Raw genomic sequence first — 18,907 nt, 5'->3', positions numbered from 1 at the left:
TCCTTTCTGAGTCTGTCGTCGGTCATACGCCGATCGGAAGTTGAATGATGAAGGTACTGCCTTCCCCTTCCGTCGATTGGACGGAGATTGCTCCGCCATGATCGAGGACGATCATCCGACAAATCGCGAGTCCTAAGCCCGTTCCGCCAATTTTACGCGTATCCGAGTTATCTGCTCGGTAAAACTTATCAAAGATGTAAGGGAGCGCTTTTTCTGGAATACCAAGCCCTTCATCTGAAATCTCAATTCGTAATTGATCTGACTGATTTGATCCTTTGATCCGAATCGCGCCGCCTTCGGGCGAATATTTAATCGCGTTCATGATCAAGTTCGTAAACAGTTGTTTCATCTTCTCACTGCTGGCTGAAATCGTATAGGATCCCGGACTAAATTGGACACTGATGCGATGTGCGCGACTCGCAAGATCGAACATCGGCTTCATCTCGAACATCAATTGTTTTAAATCAAGTAATTCTTTTTGTGTTCCGTGTGTCGAGTCTTCCCCTTTTTGAATTTCCAAGATGTCATTGATCAATTCCGCCAATCGAACGGTTTCCGAATGAATCGTCTGCAAATAGCGTTTCTGCCGCTTCGGATCGACTTCTCGTTTCATCAATAACTCCGTGAAGCCCATGATCGAAGAAAGCGGTGTCCGCAACTCGTGCGAAACGATCGAGACGAACTCTGCCTGCTTAAGGTCGAGCTCCTTGTCTTTCGTCACGTCACGTAAGACAAGCATCATCCCCCATTCAACGTTCGCAATCGCAATCCGTTCAGCGTAGGCACTGAGCAACAAGTTCCCCCTGAATGCCGATAACTCGATCGTTTCTCCCGGAATATCCCCGTTCATCAGTTGACCGATGTAATCATGAAGTGCTTCCGGCTGATCGACATGTTCAAACAGCGACGTCGCCCGTTCATACGCGTGACGGAACCCTTGCGCCTGATTGACGAGCTTTGGTGGAAACATATTCAATAAGGCCTGGTTCGCATAAATCTGCTCCCCGCTACTCTCGATATATAGGACAGCTTCCCGAATCGAATCGAGTAGCTGATACGTCTTGATTTTTTCATGCTCCATTTGATGGAACAGGAGATGGCGTTCAAGCGTCATCCCAAGTTTTCGTGATAGATCAAGTAAATCCCCGACTTGTTCTAAATTGAACTGGGCGAAGGCATGGCGGATGTATAGCAGTCCGACGACTTGTCCGTTGCTTGGAGACTGCACGGGAATTGCTGACTCGAATTGGTCGCCGAGTGGCAATTGGACCGATTTACGCATGACGAATGCGCGACGCAAGACCGAATATTGATCGAGATCTTTTTCGATCAGCTCCATATCGTCGATCCCTTGTGCGACGAAATGATTTAACTGCTCCCGCCGGTACAAGAGGATAGCTCCTTCTTCTACCTCAAGCAGTTGCAACAAGATCATCAAGACAGTCTCACAGGCTGCTTCAACATTTTGTGTCGCCAACGCTTCCATGATTTCATTGCGTTGCTTCAATTTCACTTCGACGTTTCGTAAATTCTGTTGTAATCGATTGATTTCACGTTGATCGAGTGATGTGAATCGTGCCTCAGTTGATGCCGGAACCGTTCCTTGGCGCAATCGGTAAGGGCGATCCTTCGAGTGGTCGCGTAAAATTCGTTTCAACGTGTATCCTCCTTTCTGATTTCATTCATGCTTCAAATTATATCACGGTCCGTACCGTATCAACAGTTCCAGCACTGTCTTCCTTACATGCTGGTTTGCACTAATGTACGAAATGATTCTTCAAAGGAACGGTCCGCATCACGCGTCCGTTTTTTCGGTCCCTTCGTACGCCCGCCTGCTCGTCGGATTTGTTGTCCGACATGGCGAGTGTGGAGCAATAAATCGATATTATCATTCGTGAACTGGCGACCATTTTGATCAATTGCGAGTCCCCCTCGCGCTAAGACGAGTGCTGCCAGACCAAAATCCTGGGTCACAACGAGATCGCCATGTTTCATCCGATTGACGATCGCATAGTCGACGGCATCTGGTCCTTGTCCGACGGTAATCGTCGTCGCTCCTTCTCGGATCATCTGGTGTGCCGTATCACAAACTAAAAAGACGTCACGTCCCTGTCGGTGTCGAATGACAAGATCGACAACGGGACATCCGTCCGCATCTACGAAAATAGACATTTGAATCCTCCCTTATTGTTTCCACTATCAGTGTCACAAATCGAAAGATTTTTTGTCAAGTCGCGCTTCCCATTTGACCGTCTCTTCGTTCTTCCGGACAATAGAAAAGAGAGGATGTGTTGAAATGAACGCTGCGACGTTCCAATCTTTTTACCTGTTATTAAAAAAAACGAAACCACCGGTCGGTTTATTATCTGCCGCCGTTTCCGTCTCCGTCATCCAAGCGCTGGCTGCGCTCGCCATTCCTTGGTTCTTAAAGACGTTGATTGATGGTTTTACTGTCGATCGACTGACACCACAATTGATCAGTCTATTTGTGATTGTTTTCCTCGTCCAAGTCGTCGCGAACGCTTTATCGATCTATTGGTTACAGATCGTCGGTCAACGGATCGTCGCCAATTTACGAACGCTTCTATGGAAGCATCTATTGACGCTATCGATTCCGTTCTATGATGAGACAAAATCCGGTGAGCTCGTCTCACGACTCAATAGTGACGCAACGACACTTCAGCAATTGCTATCGGAACAACTCGTCCGTTTGCTGACGTCACTCGTCTCAATCATCGGAGCAATCACGATCCTATTCTTCCTCGATTGGCAAATGACGCTCGTCATGGTCATCGCTGTCCCCGTGACCTTGTTGATCATCATTCCGCTCGTCCGCAAATTACACAAGATTTCTCGTGAGACTCAGAAGGAACTTGCAGGACTATCCGGTTTTTTTGCCGAGATGCTCGGTGAGGTCCGACTCGTCAAATCACAAGCAACAGAAGACTATGAGCTGGGACGAGGAAAAACGCGGATTGAGAACTTATACGGATATGGTGTGAAGGAAGGACGAATTCAAGCCCTCTTGTTGCCGATCTTTAACGTCACTCTAACGACGATGCTGATCTTGATCATCGGTTTTGGTGCCTACCGCGTTGCGACGAACCAGATCACGGCGGGTGAACTCGTCGCCTTTTCGCTCTATTTGTTCCAAATCATGACACCGCTCGTGACGATGACTGAATTCATCACGAAGTTACAGAAAGCACGCGGTGCGACAGAGCGAATCATCGAGCTTCTCGATGAATCACCGGAAGCACCTGGAACGCTTGTAGCATCTCGTCCATTTACGGACGTGACGGTCGAACACTTGTCATTTGGATACAATGAGACGTCGATCTTACAGAATGTCAGCTTTACGTTACCACGCGGCAAGACGACAGCAATCGTCGGTCCGAGTGGCTCCGGTAAAACGACATTATTTGCGTTACTTGAGCGATTTTATCAACCGACGTCAGGACAAATCCGTCTCGGAGATCAACCCATTTCTGATTTGACGTTATCGTCTTGGCGACAGGCAATCGGATATGTCGCGCAGGATTCCCCCGTCTTATCAGGAACGATTCGTGACAATCTCGTCTACGGTCTGACAGATGACATCAGTGAAGACAAAATCCGTGCGGCTGCACGGATGGCGAATGCCGATACGTTTATCGAACGATTCCCGGAAGGTTATGCGACTGAGATTGGAGAACGGGGTGTCAAACTGTCTGGTGGTCAACGCCAACGAATTGCGATTGCACGTGCACTCCTCCGTGATCCGGAAATTCTGTTGCTTGACGAAGCGACATCCAGTCTCGACTCCGAGTCGGAACGTGTCGTTCAAGAAGCACTCGAGCGATTAATGGTCGGACGGACAACGTTTGTCATCGCCCATCGTCTCGCGACGGTCCGTCATGCCGATCAAATCATCGTTCTTGAAGATGGTCAGATTTCAGGTATCGGGACACATGATCGACTTGTCGTCGACAATCCATTGTATAATAAGCTCGTAACGCAACAATTCATCGGCACGGAACGTGCAAGGGGGAATCACGTATGAAGACAGTCGGTTTCATCGGATTAGGTGTCATGGGACAAGGCATGGTCCGCAATCTGCGTAAGGCAGGTTTTACAGTCAAAGGATACAATCGCACGAAAGAGAAAGGACTCGTCCTTGAAGCAGATGGTGTCGAAATCGTCGATACGATTCAAGATGTCGTCACGGATGTCGACGTCGTCATCTCGATCGTCGGTTATCCGCAAGACGTCGAGCAGATCTACTTCGAAGACGGCATACTCGATCATGCGACACCAGGAACGATTCTGATTGATATGACGACGTCTAGTCCGGCTCTTGCTGAACGAATCGCGCAGGAAGCGACAGCACGCGGTCTTCAGGCACTTGACGCACCTGTCACGGGCGGTGATCTCGGTGCGAAGAACGGAACACTCGCGATTCTCGTCGGTGGTGAAGAAGCGGCTTTCGCACAAGCGAAGCCATTATTCGAGGCGATGGGGAAATCGATTTCACTCTTCGGTGGTCCTGGTAAAGGACAATCGGCGAAGCTCGCGAACCAAATCGCAATCGCCGGATCGATGATTGGAACAGCGGAGATGTTGTTGTTCGTCACACGATCCGGAATCGATCCGACACAGTTCATCGAGACGATCAAATCTGGTTCTGCCGGTAGCTGGAGTCTTGAGAACTTGATTCCGCGCGTCATCGCCGAAAACTACTCACCTGGTTTCTTCGTCAAACACTTCATCAAGGATATGCGCCTTGCCCTCGAACGCGGCGCTGAGATGGGTATCGCGACACCTGGTCTCGCACTCACGAAAGACTTATACGAACAACTTGCTGAGCTGGGTCACGCCGATTCCGGTACACAAGCGCTTTATCTATTGCTCGCTGAGCGTTCACGCGCTTCCGTAGAATAAGCAAAAGCCTGTACGCTACGTCTACTGACGTAATGTACAGGCTTTTTTACGTTCATCCCTTAACGGAACGTGTTGGTTTCAAGCGTTCATAGAAGTGTGCCATCGTCGTATCGAAGTATGGCGTCAAGAAGATGACACCCACTGTACTAAGTAGTGCGAGGATCCCCCAGCCGATGAAACTCAAGTAAAGCATGATCAGTTCACGCTTATGCCCTTTCATCATCCGGCGGCTTTCACCAAGTACTTGCCAAAACGATAATTCCGGTCGATCGACTAAAATATACGGAACGAGACGATATGCTAGGTAAAAGTATAGTGCCGGTAAGATCAAAAATGATCCAACATAGACCAATACCGTTACGATCGCATATGCGGCAATCGTCCGGAAAGCACGTCGAAACGAAGAGAACCCTTCGAATAACGTTCCGATTCCGGCAGACTCTCCGCGCGTGAAACGTAAGTACGCAATTGTTCGTCCCACCGTCACCGGAGCCAGGACGATCGTGACGACCATGTTCAGTGCGATGAATCGAACCATACTATCAATGTCATCTTGGTCAAATGACATCCGGCTTGCAGCGAGCGCAAAAATAAGGAAGTAGATGATCGAGATGCTTAATCCGACCAACCATTGTCCTTTTAACGTACCAAGAGCAGCTTGTTTCAATTGTTTAGGGTTCATGTCGTACTCCTTTATATCCACTATTTCCACTTTTGATTTTAGCCCAGTTCCTTTGAAAAACCTAGTTCTCCCACTCTGCTTTTCATCTGCTTGAAGCGAATCGTCGAAAAGTCGTCACGAGCGCATGAAAAAATCCATTTCCCTCATCTCAACAGATCAGAAAAATGGATTGATTCACTCGATGATCATCCTAGGAGTCGTGTCAACGCCTCAACGCGTTCCTTTTGAATGGCACCGTCTTGTAAGACCGCCGATCCTACATGCAGTTCGGACGCCTTCGTTGCTTCAAGAAGTGCCTCTGCATTTTCAAGTGTGATGCCGGATCCTGGTAAGATGATCAAGTCCGGATAGTCTGCAATCAAGCGTGCGATCGTCTCTTTACCTTCTAGTGCCGTCGCTTGACCACCTGACGTCAAGATCCGGTCGACTTCCGGAAAATCAGCGAGTACTTCTGCCGCTTCAAGAATATCACGACTACTGTCGATTGCTCGGTGGAACGTCAATGACAGTTCCCCTTTATGTTTGATGATGCGACCGAGGAAACCTTCGTCGACACGACCATCTGCTGTCAATGAGCCGACGACGATCCCGGCTGCACCGAGTTCTCGAATCAAATCGATATCGGTAATAATCGTCTCTTCATCCGCTTTCGAATAGACGAACGATTTGCTATGTGGTCGCACGAGGACGTGAACCGGAATCTCGACCGTCGAGACGACTTGACGGATCAGTCCGTAGCTCGGCGTCAATCCCCCTTCGGATAATGCGGAAACGAGCTCGATCCGGTCCGCTCCGGCTTGTTCTGCTGCGACCGCTTCTTCTACGGTCGATGCAATGATTTCTAACATGATACATCCCTCCCGCATCAGTGTATCATGAGACGACCATCCAGTTCACGCGTTCGTTGAACAGTTTCATCTCCCATGATGGCGGATAGGAAGCTGGGCTGAGGACGATTTTCGCGCGCCGGAACTCTGCCACTTTATATTTTCGATTTCCTTGGAACTCGTCATTGGCTAAGAAGGCGTAGACATCTTTTGTGCAACTAATGACCGCTTTTTGAATAAGTGACGATTCGATATCATCACTGACGAAGCCTCGCTCAATCTCAGCACCATCAAACGATAGGAAACAGGCATCAAAAGCATAGGCATCCAGCGCTTGCAATACCTCGACCCCGACCGTCTGTCCGTATGCATCGACTGTTCCGCCTAACAATCGAATTTCCCCAGTGAACGGTCCCGTCTTACGGCACTGCTCCAAGTGACTGGCGACGATCAGTGAATTCGTGACAATCGTCGCGTTTCCCGTTAAATAAGGTAACAAATGCTCGACCGGTTCTCCCCGTCCGAGAAAGATACAGGAATAGTCACTGAGCCACCCTTTCGCATAGCGCGCTAAACGGCGGGATAGCTGATCCGTTCGCCGTGAGATCGGCGTCTCCCGTTTTCCTCCTTGATAGATAGCACCGCCATAGACACGCTTCAATTGACGTTCGCGTTCCAACTCCTCTAAGTAGCGTCGTACCGTTTCTCCCGAGACATCGAGACGTTCGATCAAATCCTTCGTCATGACTTTCCCTTCCTCTTCCAGCCATTCCATGATGCGTGATTTCCGCTCTTCTCCTAACAACGACACGTGCGCTTCCCCCTTTACAGACCAGTTCTAGTTCTAGTGTAGCGAACGTCTGTAAAGGTCTTGTAAATCCGATGTAAATAAACGTGTAGTTCCTATGAAATGTCGTTGAATTCGTCCGTTATCCGACTCTTTCATCAAACGAAAGACGCGCCTGCCTCTCAATGAGTGAGATGCAGACGCGTCATTAGTCGTTCATTCAGATGATTTCTTTGCAAAGAGTGGAATCTTAGACTCTGTTCCTTGGCGAATCCGTTGGATGTTATCACGGTGCTTGAAGATGACGAACAACGCAAGAACCGTAAAGAAGGTCGGAACGATCCAATCGTTTGTCAAGACGCCGATCGTGATCGACACGACAATCCCGACACTTGCTGCGACGATCGAACTGAGCGAGACCATCCGGCTCAGGCGAAGTGTCGTCAAAAAGGATACGAGCAGAAAGATGAAGAGAATCGGACTCGTCACGAGCAACATCCCACCAGACGTCGCGACTGCCTTTCCGCCCTTGAACTTTGCGAAAATCGGATAGATATGACCGACGACAGCCGCTAATCCAGCAAACAGCGGATGCACATCCGCGCCCATCAAGATCGGAACAAGGCTCGCGACGGCTCCTTTTCCAAGATCACCGATCAAGACGATGATTCCTGCCTTTTTCCCCAAGACACGGAACGTATTCGTCGTTCCGAGATTCCCGCTACCTTGTTGACGAATATCGATTCCGTGTCCCCATTTCCCGACAAGTAATGCGAACGGAATCGAACCAAGCAGATAGCCAAGAACCAAAATCCCTATGATTTCAATCATAGTCAACCTCCAACCTCTTAGTGACCGACTTTCATATATTCCTCAAGAGTCTGTCCGTTATTTTTAATTTGTGTCGCGACATCGACTCCGACATAACGAATGTGCCATGGCTCATACGTATAACCCGTCCGCGACTGGAAACCACGGTCGTAACGAACGATGAAGCCGAACTTCGCTGCGTTATTCGCGATCCATTTTCCTTCTTTCGTATCACCAAGAGCGGCAGTTAATCCATTACCTACGCTCGGTGACGAAATATCAAAAGTGAGACCTGTCTGGTGTTCACTGTGACCAGGGCGTGCTGAATATTGATCAGCAGCTGCCTTGCCGTCACGTGCGACATAATTATTATACAATACTTTTTGACGTGCGCCGGAACGGAATCCGCTGACAGCGTTCAATGTCACGCCTTCTTTTTTAGCAGCAGCGAACATCTTTTCCATCTGTTTCGCAGCTGGTGCTCGCATGTAGCTTTGTTCAAGTACACCCGAATAGGAGAAGCTGACGTTTGGAACGACGAGATCCGACGGCTTGTAGTCGATTGGCAAGCTATACTTCTTGTTGACAACGACGAGCATTCCAAGCGAAAGATCGGCTTTGGCATCTGCTGATTTATCGACGTCTGGCGTCTCATCTTCTGGTTTCGATGGTTTTTCCTGCTCTGGATCCTGAGACGAACTATCCGGTTTATCCGTCGATTCGTCCTTTTTGTTTTCTGTTTTGTTCTCTGCTGCAGGTGTATCCTCTTTCTTTTCTGTTTCATCCTTCGTTGCCTCATCTGAAGATCCTTGGTCCTCTTGTGTCGTCTCATCGGATGATTTGTCTTCAGATGACTTGTCTTCTTGTTTTGCATCTTCTGACGTATCGTCTTTCGTTGTTTCATCTGTTTTGTCTGTTTTGTTTGTTTCTTCTTTGTTCGTGTCTTTTGCTGTGTCTTCTTTTTTCGTTTCGTCTTTTGATTGTGTTGTCTCATCTGATTTCTGTTCAGTTTTCGTCGTATCGTCCGCTTGTTGATCTCCAGGATTACATCCTGCAAGGAGAAGCGCTAACGTACTAACGGTTACGATTTTTTTCATGAGTAAGACCCCTCTTCTTTTTATGCTTCTCTATGTTACCGCTAATTGTTCCATCCGTCGAGCCTACTTCCAACAGATGGACTAAGACCCTACCTTACTTCAGCTTCTTTATTTTCGCAAATGATTCTGACTTTGTCATCGGTCGTTAGTACCAAGTGCTAAATTTTACTGTTCAGGGTGCAATTAAAAAAAAGCGGAACCGATTCAATAAAATCGATCCCGCTATTGTTGTACATCTTCACGCTTCCGTTAAGAGTGCTGCGTCTGTCTCACTCATCTTCTCGTAGATGTCGTGCCAGTTTGGGAACACCTTCGGCAAACGAATCGGTCGGAAGTTTTCCTTCTTGACGACGACATGTGTCGTCTTTGCCGATACCGCAAGTTTTCCGTCTGGATGCTTGACGGTATAACCATAAATCGTCCGTAAGCCATCGTAATGATCAATCCAGACCGTGACGACCGCCGTATCACCGTACGTCAACGAGCGCTTATAATCGAGATTGACATTCGTAACCGGGGAGACATAACCCGCATCTTCCATCTCCTTGTAATTAAGACCCAAGGACTGGATTAATTCTGTCCGTGCCAGTTCCAGATAGACGAGATAGTTCGAATGATAGACGATGCCCATCATGTCCGTCTCGGCGTACCGAACAGGTATTTCAATCGTATGCATGTAGCTTCCCCCTTAAAAATCCTCTTTTTCAAGATAGGACCATTCTGAACCGGATAAGCTAACTTTGTCAATTAATCGCATCGATTGTTTCGCGATCGCCTGTTCGACAATCGTGATCGCCGCCCGTGCGTTTCCGTTCGGAACGACATCGATTTTCTCGGTAAGCGTCTGTCGCGCGTCCTCCGTCAGCTCATATCCGAATCGTGCCGCATATCCTTCAATGATTTGAATCAACTCGTCTGGCGAATAATTGGGGAAGTGGAACGACCGCTTGAAGCGCGACTTCAATCCCGGATTACTCGCGAGCAAGGCGTTCATTTGTTGCTCGTAACCAGCAAGAACAACAACGAGATTGTCTTGATGTTTCGTCATCTCATCCACAAGCGTATCGATGGCTTCCTTCCCAAAGTCATTTGCTCCACCGTTTAACGCATAGGCTTCATCAATGAATAAGACACCACCCAGCGCGTCTCGAATCGCGTCGCGTGTCTTTTGCGCCGTCTGTCCGACATATCCGGAGACGAGGTCAGCTCGGCTGACGACTTTCAAGTGTCCGCGTTTTAAATAGCCGCATTGTCGTAACACATCGGCATAAAGCTGAGCGACAGTCGTCTTACCGGTTCCACTATTGCCGCTAAAGACCGCATGCAGTTCGACCGGTAATACCTTATAACCGGCTTCACGACGGCGTTTTTGCATTGATAATAAGGCTTCGATCTGTTTCAATTCATCCTTTAGATCAGACAATCCGACGAGCGAAGCGATCCGTTCTTCCACCGTCGCGTCCGGTTCTTGCACCATCTCGAAATCTTCTTGTTCGAGTAAGGCAAAGTCTTCGTGACTGGCACTCTCTCCAAGGCTTGCTCCCTTCTTGAAGATCGCATCAAGCACGATATTGCGAACCGCCCGTCCGTTTCCGAAACTCGCGTCGACGCGCTCCCGCTCGAGCCGACCGAGCAACGCCCGCTCTGCTTGTTCCGTCAAGACGTAATCATTTGCCGTCGCAATCGAGCGTCCGATCGCGAGCAGCTCTTGATCCGTATAGTCTGCAAGCAGATAATGATTCGATTCCGGGAAACGGCTTCGTAGTCCGGGGTTCGCCTTCAGGAAATCACGCATCTCTTCCGGATAACCAGCGAGGACGACTGCAAACCGTCCCGCATATTCCCCACTCGTCATCGCAGCGACGAGCGTATCGATCGCTGCCTGCCCATAGTCGTTCCCACTTTGTCCGGCACGCTTTAAGGCGTAGGCTTCATCGATGAAGAGTACACCTCCGACAGCTTCCCGGACTTTGCTCATGACTTGTTCTTCCGTTTGTCCGACGAAGGCACCGACGAGCGACGAACGATCCGTCTCGACGACTTCTGGTCGTTCGAGTAGTCCGAGTTCATGGTAGATCTTCGCCATCAAACGGGCAAGCGTCGTTTTCCCGGTCCCCGGGTTCCCCATGAAGATCATGTGTAGCGATGGTTGATCACTTGAACGATAGCCGTCTTCCGACCGTTTTTGTTGGTACTTCAAAAAACGATACATGTGGTGGACCCGTTGTTTAATGTCTTCGAGACCAATCATCGCGTCGAGTTCCTCGAGTGCTGATCGTTCAACTTGTTTGCTTTCGACGGGAAGTAAGGCAACGACACGCTTAAGATCCTGAATCGTCGTCGCCTTCAATTCCGTCATCTCACGGAACGCTTCTCGGGAATAGAAGCGTTCTTGTAAGCTATCGACGAATGTCTGCGCCGTCTGCTCGAGCGTTGCACTCGAACGTAGCAATGCCGTTCCAGCATCGAACAGTTCCGTCCAGCGTTCGGCATCTAGCCGACGAAGTCGTTCTGTCAGTTCGACGATTTGATCCGTCTCCTCGACGATTTGGCTCGCTTGGAGAATCAGTTCCTTTGTCGCAGATCGTTTCGCGTTTGCATTGTCCGTCTCACGAATCGTCGGGAACGTATGCGCGACGAGACGCTGATACGTACTTTGTAGTTGTTGCTCCGTTAATAACTGCTCAAGACGTGCTGGCAAGCGACCATGCTGACGGATTTCTTGCATCCAGCTCTCAGCTAAGGCGTCCAGTCGTCCTGTCATGATATAGCGATGCTCGACAAGTAACGCTAAGATACGGACGAGTGCTTCCGTTTCTCCAAGTAGCCGACTACTTTGGGCATAACGTAGCGCAAGCACCTCCTCAACTTTTGCGCCCTCTTCCCACGCCTTGATTTGATTGAACATCTCCTCTTTCGAGAATGCTTCCATGTTGAACCTCCTGCGTCTCGAAAAAACCGACTTTGTCCGCTACCGTTTCGTAGCGTCATCGCCGGTCGTTTCTTGTTTATTTTGCTTTTAGCCATTCCTTATCGAACGTATCAATTGTCTCAAAACTCTTCATCTTGACAGAGTAGAACAATTTACCATTATTGCGTGATTCGGCACCGAGGACTTTCGAACGGTCAGATGCGATATAATACGTCGCTTGTTCCTGGTTGTTTTCTTTATCGAAGATCGATGGATACTGTTTGATCCATTCTTCAGGAACCGTGCTCGATGGTTCTTTTTTCACGTAAACGTCCGCAGCCATCCCTGCAATGTCTGCTTCTCCCTCGACTTGTCCAAAGTCCCCTTTTTTAATGAAGGCGAGAATCTGTTCATTGAATCCACGAGAGAGGAATGGACGCGGCGCACTGACGCTTTTGCCTGCTTTCGTCTCATTGACTAACTTCCCTGTCGCATCATACTCACGGAACATTGTGCCGTTCCAGATCGCAAGCGATCCTTTTGACGGTCCGTCTACGACTTCTGTCCGAAAATGCCCTTTGTCGTCAAACACGACTTCATATGTCCGGGCTTCGAGCTCATCTTTTTTCGTTGCGAGTTTCTTCTCGACATATTGAATGCGTGTCATCGTATAAAACGGTTTGACCGTTGCGGCTTTTTCATCGCTTGCGGTCTGCGTCTTGTTCAAGAGATAAAAATTGTAGGCAAGGAGGATCGCCATTGCCACGATTGCTACTGCAATCCACGTGCTCGTTCGTTTCGTCATGCCATGTACACCTTCCTAGCTCAAGTCTCTATTCCCTATCATCGTATCGGTTTTAAAGGGGAAATACAAAGGGTTTGTCCAAGATTTCACGATTTCTGAGTAAATTCGTCAGACTTTTGAACAAATCAGAAAACGTTCAGGACGACAGAAAAAGGCGAACCGAATGAATTCGGTCCACCCTTAATTACGTTTACGCTTCCTTCGGCGTCAGCGAGACGATCATCGACTCATCGACCAAGTAATAACTATGATGTGGCATTTCACGTAAATAACCATCCTGAAACAACATCGCACAGTCGACTTGAAACGTTTTGCTATACGGTTTTAAAGGAAGTTTTTTCACCCGGTCAAAATAGCGATCGACAGCAACCTGGACATGATCCATCTCATAGACGAGTTCCCGGTCTTTTGCTTCCATGATGGTGAATGTCTCACGCGACATGTAAAACACTTGTGTCGAGCGTGCTTTCAAATACGGCTCCAGCTGTTTCAGGTCGATCCGCTGCTCATTATCCAGAAGCACTGTCCGATTCGTCCCTTTCGGTAGTTCAGATTCAAACGCATGCGTCGCTTGTTTGACTTCATCAAGCGTCACGTCACGCATCGGCAACGGTCGGTCTTCCTTCGGTTGAAACCACTTCTTGAATCGATTCATCGAATTCCTCCTCTCGTCAAAAAAAGGTGGGGTTTCCCCCACCTTTGATTAGACAACTTATGCTTGTTGGAGACGCTCACGAAGGACCATTGGTAAGATCCCGCCGTGACGATAGTAATCGATGTCGACTTCTGAGTCGAAACGAGCAATCGCTTCGAATTCAGTGACTTTTCCATCTACCGCTGTTGCCGTGACTTTAACGATGTCACGTGGACGAACAGACTCATCGATTGCGATACTGATCGCTTCTTCACCTGTTAGACCAAGTGTTTCAGCTGTTGTGCCTGCCACGTATTGAAGTGGAAGAACACCCATCATGACGAGGTTTGAACGGTGAATCCGCTCGAAGCTCTCCGCGATGACGGCTTTGACGCCGAGTAAGTTCGTTCCTTTTGCTGCCCAGTCACGTGAAGAACCCATACCGTAGTCTTTACCAGCGAGGATGACGAGACCTGTACCATCTTCTTTGTACTTCATCGCAGCATCGTACATCGCCATCGTTTCGCCTGTTGGCCAGTACGTCGTGAAGCCACCTTCTGTACCTGGTGCTACTTGGTTACGGATGCGGATGTTCGCGAACGTTCCGCGCATCATGATTTCGTGGTTACCACGACGTGAACCGTACGAGTTGAAGTCTTTTGGTGCAACCCCTTTGTTGACGAGGTATTGACCGGCTGGTGTCGTTTTCGAGAATGAACCAGCTGGTGAGATGTGGTCCGTCGTGACTGAATCAGCGAACTTACCGAAGACACGGAGTCCGTTGAGTGCTTCGACTTGACCCGCTTCCTTCGCCAAGTTCTCGAAGAATGGTGGGTTTTGAATATATGTCGACTCACCGTCGAAGTCATACTGATCGCCTGTTGGCACGTCAAGGTTGTTCCAGCGTTCGTTTCCTGTGAAGACTGAATCGTATTCTGCACGGAAGCTTTCTGGTGTGACGACCGTGTTGATGATCGTTTGGATCTCATCACGTGAAGGCCAGATGTCAGCGAAGAAGACTTCTTGTCCGTCTTTGCCTGTCCCGAGTGACGCGTTCATGATATCGACGTCGACTGTTCCTGCAAGTGCATATGCGACGACTAGTGGCGGTGAAGCCAAGTAGTTCGCTTTGACGAGCGGGTGGACACGACCTTCGAAGTTACGGTTTCCTGAGAGGACAGACGAAACGAGCAAGTCTGAACCGAGGATCGCATCTTCAACAGCGCGGTCAAGTGGACCCGAGTTACCGATACATGTCGTACAGCCGTAACCGACTGTGTTGAAGCCGAGTTCGTCGAGATACGTTTGGAGTCCTGATTTCTCGAGGTAATCCGTAACGACCTTCGATCCTGGCGCAAGCGATGTTTTGACGTATTTCGGAACTGAAAGACCGAGTTCGATCGCTTTTTTCGCGACGAGTCCCGCACCAATCATGACGTATGGGTTTGATGTGTTCGTACAGCTTGTGATTGCAGCAATCGCCACATCACCAGTACGCATCTCAACCGCTTCGTCTTCGAACTGAACGACAGCGACTTTGTTTGCTTCTTCTTCTGCAAGACCAAATCCAGCGTTTCCTTGTGGAGCCGTCAACGCTTTTTTGAATGATGTATGGACATCCGTCAAATCAATCCGGTCTTGTGGACGTTTTGGTCCAGCAAGCGCAGGAACAATCGTTGAAAGATCGAGTTCGACCGTTTTCGTGAACGTTGGATCTTCGTTTTGTGGCGTGTAGAACAAACCGTTTGCTTTCGAATAGTTCTCGACTTTTTCGATCAATGCTTCATCGCGACCTGTCAAACGAAGGTACGTCAATGTCTCTGTATCAACTGGGAAGAATCCACATGTTGCACCGTATTCTGGCGCCATGTTTGCGATTGTTGCCCGGTCAGAAAGTGACATTAAGTGGAGTGATGGACCGAAGAACTCGACGAATTTACCAACGACGTTCTCTTGACGGAGCATTTCCGTTACACGAAGAGCAACGTCTGTTGCTGTCGTTCCTGGGTGCATCTCACCTGTAATACGAACACCGATGACTTCAGGTACTGGGAAGAATGACGGCTGTCCGAGCATGCCCGCTTCCGCTTCAATCCCACCGACTCCCCAACCGAGGACGCCGAGACCGTTGATCATCGTCGTGTGTGAGTCTGTTCCGACGAGTGTGTCCGGATAGACATCAACTGTACCGTCTGCTGTTTCCTTTTCAAGGACGACAGATGCCAAGTACTCGAGGTTGACTTGGTGAACGATTCCTGTTGCTGGTGGTACGGCACGGTAGTTGTCAAATGCTGACGTTGCCCAGCGAAGCAATTTGTAACGCTCTTCGTTACGCTCGAATTCGAGATCCATGTTTTCTGCAAGTGCACCAGCAAAACCGTAGGCATCGACTTGAACTGAGTGGTCAACGACGAGGTCTACTGGTACTTCTGGGTTGATGACCGATGGGTCTCCACCGAGATCTTGCATCGCTTTACGAAGTGATGCGAGGTCAACGACCGTTGGAACACCTGTGAAGTCTTGAAGGATGACGCGTGACGGTTTGAACGGAACGTCGACATCATTCGAAACTTGAGCTGTTCCCCATTTCGCCAAGTTCTCGACGTGTTCACGTGTGATCGAACGACCATCTTGTTGACGAAGTACTGACTCGAGTAGGACACGAATCGAATATGGAAGGCGTTTGACTTCCGTCAATCCGAGTTCTTCCAATTTTTCAAGACTGTAGTACTGATAATTCTTACCGTTTGCTTCAAACGAACGGCGTGCGCCAAAGACATCTTGCGACACATCTGTTTGCTTCATGGTGATTCCCCCTTTAAGTGTTCACGACATCAAGCCCCTGATACCGCTTACTTGTACAGTTCTATCATAGTATAATATGGATTCCGTTACAATTTGAAAGAACAAAAGACTTTCGATAAGTTTTACTTATTGCCGATATTAGAAAATTATTCTGTTGTCCTGTTCTTGCCATATTTCCAGTCATGCGTTTCCATTTAGAATGTTCAGGGTACTTAAAAAGTGTAGTATGATATCCGATTCTTGTGGAGGCGTTTATTATGGCGAAATATAAAAGCGATGCAACGCACGTCATTACGACGATTATTTTCAATGATTTAGAAAAAGCGCAAACAGGCTTCGCGATGATCAAAGACCTCGAAGCGATCAAGGAAATCGACATGGAGCAGATGGTTCTCGCAAAACGCGACGAAGCAGAGGGGTTCTCTTTCATCGATGCGATCGACTTCACGCAACAGGATCAATCGTTCAAGGGTTCATTGATCGGCATGGCAATTGGTGTCATCGGTGGTCCGTTCGGGATGCTCGTCGGTTCCGTCGCTGGCTACTTGATTGGTGCGAATCGGGATGAGAAAAACGAACGAGATTCGTTTGATTTGTTTAACCGGACACTGAATCAGATCAATCCCAATCATTACGGTGTCATCTTGATCAGTGAAGTCAACGAAGATTCAGAAGCCGTCAATGCGATTGCCGCTGAACTCGGAGCGACGATTCGCCGGACAGGTGAGACATTGCCGGATGGTGCCGTCTAATCAAATCAAAGTTGTCATCTTTACGTTCTCGTTTTAAACGGGAGCGTTTTTTAATTCGTGAATCACCTGTTTTGCTGCCTCCTGCGTCGTGTCAGGATCGACTTTATATAAAGCATTTTGTTGCACGGATATGAGGATGTTTTTGTAGCTGATGATGATAAGATCAGACTGATTCGATAGCTTTTGATTAAGCCCTTTGTAGCCATCACTTGATTGATACTGCATCACGTCATTGCCTATGTATCGATCTGTATAAGTAAAATGGATCGCTAATCGCGTATCTTGTTTTTGATTTTCAAAATAAAGTGTCTCTTGTGTCGACGGTGTGTCTATCGTTCCGTCAACGGTTAACCAACGTCTCTTCCCAAAACTCAATGATCGATCTACAGCCGTGAAATCTGAACCTATCGTACTTGCCTGCAACTGAAATTGATCCATCTTCAGGTGTTCATCCATGTACTTGAACAGCTTTTCATACTGAACAGGATGTAAGATATGATGTTTTGTCTTCTGATTCGTATGAGTAGTAGTTTTGACTTCTACTTTTTTCTGTTCCGTCGTGACCGCCTCATCCATACATCCTACACTTAAAAATACACTCGAAAATAGGATCGCCATGTTTCTCTTATAGAGCATACACTATCCTCCCCTTTTGAAAACACCCTGATATCACTTTGCCTTAAAGTTGTATAGCGGTTTAATGATCTCGACGACATCGACCGTTTCTTTCGTATTGCGAATGATTTCGTCCATCGGTTTATAGACGAAAGGCGACTCGTCACGCGTCGACGCGACGACAGAACTTGACCAGACATCGGTCATCGTCTTTTCGAATGCATCGAGTTCAACTGTTTTGAACGCTTTAGATCGTGACATGATGCGTCCTGCTCCGTGTGGCGCGGAATAATTCCAATCAGGGTTTCCTTTTCCGACGACGATCAAGGAGCCATCGCGCATGTTCATCGGAATGATTGCCCGCTCGCCGGCTTTCGCAGAGATGGCACCTTTTCTTAAAATCATCGCATCAAGATCAATGTAGTTGTGGATCGTATCGAACTGATCCTCTACCGTCCATCCCATCACCTCGAAAATGACTTCGGTCATCGCTTGACGGTTTAATGCTGCATATCGTTGGGCGATCTTAAGATCATGGAGGTAACGCTCCATCGTTTCTCCGGAAACAGATGCTAAATCTTTGTTAAACGTAGATCGTTTTTCCTTCAATTGCTGCAAGGTCGCCTGAATATCCGATTCGCGCCCCTGCTGCTTTAATTCCTCAATGATTTGACCCGCATCAAATTGAAAGCGTGCCGTCTCGGCTTCTGCCTGATAATGTTCAGCGATCGTCTTCCCAAGGTTGCGACTGCCGGAATGAATCACGAGATAGCGCTGTCCTGCTGCATCCTGGTTCAGTTCGATGAAATGATTCCCTCCACCGAGCGTCCCGATCGACAACCGTGCCCGTGTCTCGTTGAACGGTGCAAGTACTTGATCAAACGGTACCTGTTCTGACAATGGATGGGCTTGCTGACGCACCGACATGCCACTTGGAATGAGATGCTGGATCGTTGCGTCAAGCTCTGCAAAGTCGATTGGTCCCTGTCCAGCAAGTCGTGTACATAACATGCCGCAACCGATATCGACACCGACGAGATTCGGTACGACCTCGTCCGTCACATGCATCGTCGTTCCGATGACGGACCCTTTTCCAGCGTGACAATCCGGCATGATCCGAACGCGACTATCTGTCGCAAATTGTTCCTCCAACATGGCTGTTACTTGCTTAATCGTCAGTTCGTCGACGTTGTCCGTGAAAATCTTTGCTTCCCCATATGTGCCTTGAATCGTTTTCATTCGATTATTCCTTTCTTATCCAT

General features: G+C 48.4%; 17 protein-coding genes. 3 read left to right on the top strand and 14 right to left on the bottom strand.

The annotated features are described in order from the left end of the window. Window positions 1–22: 22 nt before the first annotated feature. Together Q7C19_RS02425 and Q7C19_RS02420 are read right to left on the bottom strand one after the other, a co-directional pair. Window positions 23–1,657, bottom strand: coding sequence for a sensor histidine kinase (locus Q7C19_RS02425; protein ID WP_231496873.1), 1,635 nt, complete (start codon window positions 1,655–1,657; stop codon window positions 23–25). Window positions 1,658–1,740: 83 nt separating this feature from the next. Then, complete coding sequence (locus Q7C19_RS02420; RefSeq protein WP_375091505.1) at window positions 1,741–2,172, bottom strand: YaiI/YqxD family protein; 432 nt, start codon at window positions 2,170–2,172, stop codon at window positions 1,741–1,743. A gap of 124 nt (window positions 2,173–2,296) precedes the next feature. Between Q7C19_RS02420 and Q7C19_RS02415 the strand changes: the two genes are divergently transcribed. Together Q7C19_RS02415 and Q7C19_RS02410 are read left to right on the top strand one after the other, a co-directional pair. After that, the gene (locus Q7C19_RS02415) at window positions 2,297–4,042 is read left to right on the top strand and encodes an ABC transporter ATP-binding protein (protein ID WP_056060602.1); all 1,746 of its coding nucleotides are present in this window, start codon (window positions 2,297–2,299) and stop codon (window positions 4,040–4,042) included. Continuing rightward, window positions 4,039–4,920: an NAD(P)-dependent oxidoreductase gene (locus Q7C19_RS02410; RefSeq protein WP_214857215.1), complete on the top strand. Its 882-nt coding sequence runs from the start codon at window positions 4,039–4,041 to the stop codon at window positions 4,918–4,920. Before Q7C19_RS02415 ends, Q7C19_RS02410 begins: the two co-directional genes overlap by 4 nt. A gap of 52 nt (window positions 4,921–4,972) precedes the next feature. Here the strand turns inward: Q7C19_RS02410 and Q7C19_RS02405 are convergent, their stop codons facing one another. From Q7C19_RS02405 to acnA, 10 genes are all read right to left on the bottom strand, one after another. Next, window positions 4,973–5,602, bottom strand: a complete 630-nt coding sequence (locus tag Q7C19_RS02405; RefSeq protein ID WP_035408632.1) for a DUF975 family protein — start codon at window positions 5,600–5,602, stop codon at window positions 4,973–4,975. 185 nt (window positions 5,603–5,787) lie between these two features. Next, on the bottom strand, window positions 5,788–6,450 hold the full coding sequence (locus tag Q7C19_RS02400) for a copper homeostasis protein CutC (RefSeq protein WP_375091504.1): 663 nt from the start codon (window positions 6,448–6,450) through the stop codon (window positions 5,788–5,790). A 25-nt stretch (window positions 6,451–6,475) separates the two neighbouring features. Beyond that, window positions 6,476–7,240, bottom strand: a complete 765-nt coding sequence (locus Q7C19_RS02395; protein WP_056060593.1) for a DeoR/GlpR family DNA-binding transcription regulator — start codon at window positions 7,238–7,240, stop codon at window positions 6,476–6,478. Between the two features lie 192 nt (window positions 7,241–7,432). Beyond that, entirely contained in the window at window positions 7,433–8,047 is a 615-nt protein-coding gene (gene plsY / locus Q7C19_RS02390; protein ID WP_035408639.1) for a glycerol-3-phosphate 1-O-acyltransferase PlsY, read from the bottom strand. Window positions 8,048–8,064: 17 nt separating this feature from the next. After that, a complete protein-coding gene (locus tag Q7C19_RS02385; protein ID WP_375091503.1) occupies window positions 8,065–9,123 on the bottom strand; it encodes a M15 family metallopeptidase in 1,059 nt (352 codons plus the stop codon). Window positions 9,124–9,361: 238 nt separating this feature from the next. Further along, a complete protein-coding gene (locus Q7C19_RS02380; protein WP_035408645.1) occupies window positions 9,362–9,799 on the bottom strand; it encodes an acyl-CoA thioesterase in 438 nt (145 codons plus the stop codon). Between the two features lie 12 nt (window positions 9,800–9,811). Further along, window positions 9,812–12,055 (bottom strand): AAA family ATPase, encoded by a 2,244-nt coding sequence (locus tag Q7C19_RS02375; RefSeq protein WP_035408647.1) that lies wholly within the window; start codon window positions 12,053–12,055, stop codon window positions 9,812–9,814. 76 nt (window positions 12,056–12,131) lie between these two features. Then, on the bottom strand, window positions 12,132–12,839 hold the full coding sequence (locus Q7C19_RS02370; protein ID WP_035408650.1) for a hypothetical protein: 708 nt from the start codon (window positions 12,837–12,839) through the stop codon (window positions 12,132–12,134). Window positions 12,840–13,029: 190 nt separating this feature from the next. Next, window positions 13,030–13,494: a DUF3939 domain-containing protein gene (locus Q7C19_RS02365; protein WP_035408653.1), complete on the bottom strand. Its 465-nt coding sequence runs from the start codon at window positions 13,492–13,494 to the stop codon at window positions 13,030–13,032. 57 nt (window positions 13,495–13,551) lie between these two features. Beyond that, window positions 13,552–16,278 carry an aconitate hydratase AcnA gene (gene acnA / locus Q7C19_RS02360; protein ID WP_375091502.1) on the bottom strand — a complete coding sequence of 909 codons (2,727 nt, stop codon included), beginning with the start codon at window positions 16,276–16,278 and terminating at the stop codon, window positions 13,552–13,554. A 257-nt stretch (window positions 16,279–16,535) separates the two neighbouring features. Here acnA and Q7C19_RS02355 point away from each other — a divergent pair, with 257 nt between their 5' ends. Then, window positions 16,536–17,030, top strand: coding sequence for a hypothetical protein (locus Q7C19_RS02355; RefSeq protein WP_290787624.1), 495 nt, complete (start codon window positions 16,536–16,538; stop codon window positions 17,028–17,030). Between the two features lie 33 nt (window positions 17,031–17,063). Here Q7C19_RS02355 and Q7C19_RS02350 read toward each other — a convergent pair whose 3' ends face one another. Then, a complete protein-coding gene (locus tag Q7C19_RS02350; RefSeq protein ID WP_375091501.1) occupies window positions 17,064–17,648 on the bottom strand; it encodes a hypothetical protein in 585 nt (194 codons plus the stop codon). Window positions 17,649–17,699: 51 nt separating this feature from the next. Further along, window positions 17,700–18,884 (bottom strand): RtcB family protein, encoded by a 1,185-nt coding sequence (locus tag Q7C19_RS02345; RefSeq protein WP_375091500.1) that lies wholly within the window; start codon window positions 18,882–18,884, stop codon window positions 17,700–17,702. Between the last annotated feature and the right edge of the window lie 23 nt (window positions 18,885–18,907).

It is taken from the genome of Exiguobacterium sp. PHA03, from assembly GCF_041945985.1.
GTDB lineage: Bacteria > Bacillota > Bacilli > Exiguobacteriales > Exiguobacteriaceae > Exiguobacterium_A.
The sequence above is the reverse complement of the archived record's forward strand: the minus strand, read 5'-3'. Positions and strand labels throughout refer to the sequence as shown.

Bases quoted from the DNA above. Each gene is read 5' to 3' on its own strand.
- Q7C19_RS02420 (WP_375091505.1), bottom strand. From the start codon at position 2,172: ATGTCTATTTTCGTAGATGCGGACGGATGTCCCGTTGTCGATCTTGTC.
- Q7C19_RS02415 (WP_056060602.1), top strand. From the start codon at position 2,297: ATGAACGCTGCGACGTTCCAATCTTTTTACCTGTTATTAAAAAAAACG.
- Q7C19_RS02410 (WP_214857215.1), top strand. From the start codon at position 4,039: ATGAAGACAGTCGGTTTCATCGGATTAGGTGTCATGGGACAAGGCATG.
- Q7C19_RS02405 (WP_035408632.1), bottom strand. From the start codon at position 5,602: ATGAACCCTAAACAATTGAAACAAGCTGCTCTTGGTACGTTAAAAGGA.
- Q7C19_RS02400 (WP_375091504.1), bottom strand. From the start codon at position 6,450: ATGTTAGAAATCATTGCATCGACCGTAGAAGAAGCGGTCGCAGCAGAA.
- plsY (WP_035408639.1), bottom strand. From the start codon at position 8,047: ATGATTGAAATCATAGGGATTTTGGTTCTTGGCTATCTGCTTGGTTCG.
- Q7C19_RS02385 (WP_375091503.1), bottom strand. From the start codon at position 9,123: ATGAAAAAAATCGTAACCGTTAGTACGTTAGCGCTTCTCCTTGCAGGA.
- Q7C19_RS02380 (WP_035408645.1), bottom strand. From the start codon at position 9,799: ATGCATACGATTGAAATACCTGTTCGGTACGCCGAGACGGACATGATG.
- Q7C19_RS02375 (WP_035408647.1), bottom strand. From the start codon at position 12,055: ATGGAAGCATTCTCGAAAGAGGAGATGTTCAATCAAATCAAGGCGTGG.
- Q7C19_RS02370 (WP_035408650.1), bottom strand. From the start codon at position 12,839: ATGACGAAACGAACGAGCACGTGGATTGCAGTAGCAATCGTGGCAATG.
- Q7C19_RS02365 (WP_035408653.1), bottom strand. From the start codon at position 13,494: ATGAATCGATTCAAGAAGTGGTTTCAACCGAAGGAAGACCGACCGTTG.
- acnA (WP_375091502.1), bottom strand. From the start codon at position 16,278: ATGAAGCAAACAGATGTGTCGCAAGATGTCTTTGGCGCACGCCGTTCG.
- Q7C19_RS02355 (WP_290787624.1), top strand. From the start codon at position 16,536: ATGGCGAAATATAAAAGCGATGCAACGCACGTCATTACGACGATTATT.
- Q7C19_RS02350 (WP_375091501.1), bottom strand. From the start codon at position 17,648: ATGGCGATCCTATTTTCGAGTGTATTTTTAAGTGTAGGATGTATGGAT.
- Q7C19_RS02345 (WP_375091500.1), bottom strand. From the start codon at position 18,884: ATGAAAACGATTCAAGGCACATATGGGGAAGCAAAGATTTTCACGGAC.